Below are 6,073 nucleotides of genomic sequence, written 5' to 3' on the forward strand. Positions count from 1 at the left end.
ATCGCGGCCAAGTTCATGCCGATGGCCATCCGTTGTCACGATCGTAACGGCGTGGCGATCGATGCTCACCACGCAGGCAATATCGCCCTTGAGCAGTCCGCGCTCGCGATCATTGTCGGTCCAACGGATGCGGTCGCCATCGAGAAGGCCGATGGCCTTCTACTGAAAGATAGAGACCGAATCATGTGCCAGATTACGAGGCAGTTTCGCCAACATGCTTGCGGACCGCCTACCAGAAAAATTGGCAACAATTGTGCATTTCAGCCAGACTTGAGCCCGTTCCTGCGCTTGGCTGCAAACACTCGATCGCCTTGAAGAAAGGCCTCCAGCATTGCCGGTATCAACTCCGTGATGGGCTCCTCTCTCCCGTAAGTCCGGCTGTACAACGCTGCATATTCGACAATTGCCTGATGCAGGTCAGGAAGAATCGAAATTGTGAATTTCACCGGCGTTTCGATCAGGAATGCGCGGCAGTTTCAGATCAGCCATATGCTACTCCTATTCTTTCCATGGCGGAAGAACGAGATCACGGTGGACCAGCAATCGTATCGGCGTTCCCGGACGAATGATGATCGTCGGCTGTACCTGAAGATTGCGCGACGTGATCTGATCACCTGCCCGGGACACATTCTGCTGCGCCGCCTCGCGAACGGCTCGCACCAGATCACTCTCACCGGAAATGGAGAGATTGGCGCCAATACCCAGCAAGGTCGATATCGCCACGCCCTGCAGCAATCGCAGGCTATGATAATCGACCTTGTGCGCCAGCCCCGCATAACCGGATGTGTCGGTCGCCGGCGCATTGTCCAGCCGGATTGCACTGCCATCGGGCATGATGATGCGCTGCCAGATGACCAGGGCGCGGTTCTGTCCATAGCTGATGGCGCTATCATAGCGCCCGATCAGCCGCGCTCCCTGGGGAATGAACAAGGTTCGGCACCTGGGGCTGCCGTAAACACGTTCCGAGACCTGAGCGGTCACAAGGCCCGGGAGATCGGATCGCAGGCCTGTGATCAGGCTGGCGGCAATCACGCTACCGGCTGACACTATGTTCGGCGACCTGGGCGGCTCCAGACTGTGCGAATTGATGTCGCCCTCCGCCTGAGACGACATCATGAAACGCCGCTTCCTTGCCTGCCCGCTTGGATCGAGATCCTGATCGGGCGCCGACCTCTCTGGCACGTGTACCGCTGGCACAACCTGCGACGTTGCCGCGAGTTCCGCGCTGGCTGCTTCTCCAGCCTTTTGCGCGGTGATCGCCAGCAAGGAAGATTGCCGGGCAGCTTTGCCTTTCCGATCTTTTGACGTCGAACTGCGATGGGATGCCATCTCCATGTTCGGGACCAAGGTCGGAGCATTGAGCAAGGAACGGAATTTATCTTCAAATTGGAATGATTTAGCGGCTTGCAACCTTCCGAATTCTCCGTGTAACCCATTGGCGGGGTTTACAGGGGTACAATATGAATCTGAAGAACAGCGCGTCCAAATGGGCGCTGCTTGCTGGCGCCAGTCTCATCGCCGCGCTCGCTACCGCTTCGTCCGCGCAGGCGGGCTGCACCACGATCAACGGCCTCGTCACCTGCACGGGCGACAACCAGCCATTCACCATAACCTCTGACGCCCAGACCATCATTGCGCAGGGCGCGACCGTCATCGGGTCCGGTCTGTCCGCGATCCGCCTGAACAGCGCGCGTGCGAATCTCGTCGTTAACGGGACGGTCAGCGCTACTGGCGCTGCTGGGCTTACCATCCAGAATGGCGACCGCATCCTCACCTATGATCCCTATGCCGGGGCGGGATTGCCGAGCGGTTCCTATTCCTATTCCTATTCCTACCCCTATCTCTATCCCACCGGCCAGGCCACGATTCTGGTCGGAGAACAGGGCGTCATCAGTGGCGATACCGGCATCTGGATCGAACGGTCGAGCAGCAACTATCTGGGCGGTTCCACGGCCTCGATCGACAATAGCGGTCTGATCACAGCGACGTCAGGAAGCGCGATCCGTGGCCCCTCCGGCCTTTCCGGCGTCAGCTATACATCGATCACCAATCAGGAAAGCGGCACGATCCACGGCATCGCAGCACCCGTCGGGATGATCAGCAATGCCGGCCTGATCGACGGGCGCGGCAATGCGGCCATCGACCTTGGCGTGCGCTATGACGGTTTCTTCGCCAGCTATAGCCTCTCCACCATCAGCAACAGCGGGACGATCACCTCTGCTGCAAGTGCTACGATCATCAGCCAGCAGAACCCGCTGTCCGTCACCAACAGCGGCCTGATCGGCAACAGCAATGGCGGCCAGTCCATCTATGCCGGATCAAACCTGTATCTGACCAATTCAGGCACGATCCAGGGCAATATCGTGGCCCGTGGCGCCAGCACGATCGACAGCACGGCAGGCACCATCGAGGGTGACGTGCTGCTCGGCGACGGCGACGACATCATCATCGCCGCGCTGGATGAGAATAGCCGGTTGAAAACCGGGATCACCGGCCAGATCGACGGCGGCGCGGGCGTCAACGCCATTGCCCTGTCCATTGGCACCAATGCCACGCTGACCGGCACGCCAGTTCTGCCAACCGGCTTCTCCCTGCTGCGCGCGAGCCTCTCCAACCAGGCGCAGTTCACGCTCGACGCCAATTTCGTCGGGACGTCGAGACTCTATGTTTCCGGGGCGGGTTCGCTGATCAACCAGGGTATGCTTGATACACAAGGTCGGGCTATAGAGGCTTTCGGCTTCGGCTATCCTTCGCCGCTCAACGTGCAAAATGACGGGATCGTCAAGGCGACCTTGTCGAGTCCGACCGATGCCGCCGTCTCGATCGACGGCGTGGCCTTTACCAACAACAGCAGCATTGAAGCGACCGGCGGTGCGGGCGTCCTGTTGAAATCGGGCTATGGCACCGCCCTTACCAACAACGGAACCATCAGCGCGATCGGCGGCCCGGCGATCCTCTTCGGCGGCAGCTATGCCAGCAGTGCGACACTGGAAAACAAGGCCGGCGGGATCATCCGCAGCGATACCACCGCCATCGCCACGCTGCCCGACAGCAGCCTCTATTTCTACAGATCTACCAGCATCACCAATGCCGGCTCGATCATCGGCCATGTCGATCTCAGCGGAGACGGCAGCAACGACCGCTTCATCATGCAGGAGGGCGGCGCAGTAACGGGCGACATTCGTCTAGGCGCTGGCGATGACATTTATATGTTTGACCGCAACGTGGGCGCCAACGGCCTGCTAACCGGCATTTCGGGGGTTCTTGACGGCGGCGCTGGAACCGACCAACTGCTGGCGCGGATCAGGGATGACGGAGCAATCACGCTCGGCAACTATATCAATTTCGAAACGGTGGGGCTGGATATCGCCGAGGGCAAGCAGATCAGCGTGACCGGCGCCACTGGCGGCGCGCAGATCAGCCTCTACGGCAAGGGCAGCGTCGACCTGTCGCTCGATATCGCCGGCCAGAATATCACGCTGATCAACGCCTCGGGCTACGGCTTCAACTTCCCCGGCGACAACAGCTATGGCCAGACCGGTACGATGATCGTCAGCCGGGGCTCGCTCAACGCAACTTTCAGTCCCGGCTATTATGGCGGCAGCGCCGTCCAGCTGGATCAGCTCGACCGGTTCACCAATGAGGGCAGCATCACCCTGAGCCAGGCCGCCAACCCCTATGGCGTCCGCGCATCCGCGATCAACGGCGGCAAGGAGGTCGTCAACAATGGCGAGATTCTGCTCAACGGCGGCGGCGCCATTGCAGGCGCGCTCAGTGTGACCAACAGCGGCACAATAATCGAGGCCAGCGGCGGCGCTGCGGCAGTCGGCGTATCGAGCTTCCGCAATCTCACCAACAGCGGGACGATCCGAACATCGGGCAGTGCGGTTTATGCCAGCGATTATAGCGCCTCGACGATCCGCAACAGCGGCACGATAGAAAGCACCGGCGCGCAGGCGATCATCGGTGGCTATTCGCCCACGGTGATCGTCAACCAGGCCAGCGGAACCATCACCGGCGGCGCCATTACCGGTGGTGGGGGCCTTGAAGCCATTGCCCTTTCCGGCGGCGGCGCGATCAGCAACGCCGGGACAATCAATGGTGATGTGAACCTTGGCTATTCACCTTATGGCGGCTCCAGCTATGCGAGCGGCGCCTATGTGGATCGCGGCGGCACATTGAACGGCGACCTGTTGTTCGGTGCCGGCAACGACATTTTCGTGGCCACCAGCGACAGGCTGGGTGTGCTGGGCAGCATCGACGCAGGTGATGGCGTCGATAGCTTCATCCGTGCCTATGATGTCAGCAGGACCGTTGACCTCAATGCCCTCCCCTCGCTCCCGATCGGTTTCGAGCGGTTCGGCGTCGGCGCCCTGGCCGAGGAGACGGCCGTTACGCTGACTGCATCCGATGGGCCGATCAACAATCCTCTCACGCTGACCGGGGACGGCACCATCGTCAATCAGGCGGATTTCAGCGCGGCCAATGCATGGGAACCGGTGCTGATGCTCGGTTCCTCGATCGACCCGCTCAATCTATCAGGTGCCGGATCGACCCTGAATTTCGTCAATCAGGGCCAGATCAGCGGCGCGGTCGGAGGCTATGCCGCCAGCTTCGACAATGAAGGCACGATCAGCAGCAGCGTCAACGGCATGACCGCCGTCGCGCTGATTGCCAATAGCGAAGAAGGCTTCAGCTTCCGCAATAGCGGCACCATCGCCTCGCCCGATGGCGCCTTCTTTGTTTACGGCGCCACGGGCGTCACCATCTCTGGCGCGTCGGACGGCCAGATCGTCAGCGGCGTCGAGATCGACAATAGCGGCACCATCCAAGGCGGCCTGTCGGCCGCGCTTCAGGCCTTGGACTTCAGCTTCAGCAATGACGGCACGATCGAACAGGGCGTCAACGGCTATGCTTCTTCGGTCTCGCTCTCCCTCGGTCAGAGCTATTATTATAGCGCTATCGACACCAATGCCGATAGCGCAGCCATCAGCAATAGCGGAAGCCTGGCGAAGGGTATCGACGCCGCCATCGCCGCCCGGGCGCTGAATTTCAGCAATAGCGGCACCATCGGTTCGGGCCTTTACGGCACGGCCGTATCGCTGATCCAGACGGCGCACCAGACCCGCGACACAACGGAAGGCCTCTATGGGGCGATCGATCAGGAAAGCCTGTCCTTCGCCAATAGTGGCACGGTGAACGGCAGCGCCTATCTCTATTCGAGCGCGACCGCCATTGTCGTCGCCAATAGCGGGACAATCGAGGCTCCAATCAGCAGCCTTGTCCAGCTGGATGACCCGGCTCTCAGAATCGAAGGCAGCAGCCAGGCCAGCCAGACCGTCGCCTTCAGCAATAGCGGGCAGATCAGCACCAGCCGTCTGGGCGCTTCGGCCGTTTCCATCGAGAGCGATGCGCGATCGGCCGAGCAGCAAATGAACGGCTTTGACCCGGCCGAGGGCCCGATCGTCGGCGAACCCACCACGACGATCAACGTCACCAACAGCGGCACGCTGAGCGCCGACGGCGGTGCCAGTTATCGTCCTGCGACCACGCCGCCCTACCCTTGGTATCCTTCATTTCCGGAAAGCCTCACCCTCGCCGCCGCACTCAGCATCGATGCCTCGAGCGGCGGCCAGTCCAGCATCACCGTGACCAATGAGGCAGGCGGGGTCATCTCCGCCACCGGTGCGACCCGCAATGCCGCCAATGTACAAAATCCTGTGCTCGCGGGCCTGGAGAATGTCGGTTCGACCGCTTTTGTTGGCAGCGCAAACCTGATCACGCTGGTCAATGCCGGGACGATCCGTGGTCTTGAAGGCGGGATCATACCCGCAAACCTGCTGGTCGATGCGACCGCCAGCGACCAGAATTTTGCAGGCCAGTTCCTCGCCGGCGCGATCCAGACGATCAACTCCGCCGACAGCGTCACCAACCTCGCCACGGGTGTTATCACCGGCTCGGTCGACCTGGGTGCGCTGGACGACAGCATGGCCAATTACGGCACCATCAACGGCAATGTGACTCTGGGCGAAGGCAATGACCGTTTCACCCATGGCCTGGGCGCGACACTCAA

General features: G+C 60.9%; 4 protein-coding genes. 2 read left to right on the forward strand and 2 right to left on the reverse strand.

Annotated elements, in window-relative coordinates:
• Positions 1-15: 15 nt before the first annotated feature.
• Entirely contained in the window at positions 16-315 is a 300-nt protein-coding gene (locus MJ601_RS18755; RefSeq protein ID WP_242129253.1) for a hypothetical protein, read from the forward strand.
• Here the strand turns inward: MJ601_RS18755 and MJ601_RS18760 are convergent.
• Both MJ601_RS18760 and MJ601_RS18765 read right to left on the reverse strand, forming a co-directional pair.
• Positions 261-446, reverse strand: coding sequence for a DUF2274 domain-containing protein (locus tag MJ601_RS18760; RefSeq protein WP_491572932.1), 186 nt, complete (start codon positions 444-446; stop codon positions 261-263). The genes MJ601_RS18755 and MJ601_RS18760 overlap by 55 nt on opposite strands.
• Before the next feature lie 52 nt (positions 447-498).
• Complete coding sequence (locus MJ601_RS18765; protein ID WP_242129244.1) at positions 499-1,410, reverse strand: TraB/TrbI/VirB10 family type IV secretion system protein; 912 nt, start codon at positions 1,408-1,410, stop codon at positions 499-501.
• Positions 1,411-1,460: 50 nt separating this feature from the next.
• On the opposite strand from MJ601_RS18765, the gene MJ601_RS18770 reads away from it, so the two are divergent.
• On the forward strand, positions 1,461-6,073 hold a 4,613-nt coding region (locus MJ601_RS18770), incomplete at its 3' end, for a beta strand repeat-containing protein (RefSeq protein WP_491572933.1).

The organism is Sphingobium trunci, from assembly GCF_022664535.1.
Lineage (GTDB): Bacteria > Pseudomonadota > Alphaproteobacteria > Sphingomonadales > Sphingomonadaceae > Sphingobium.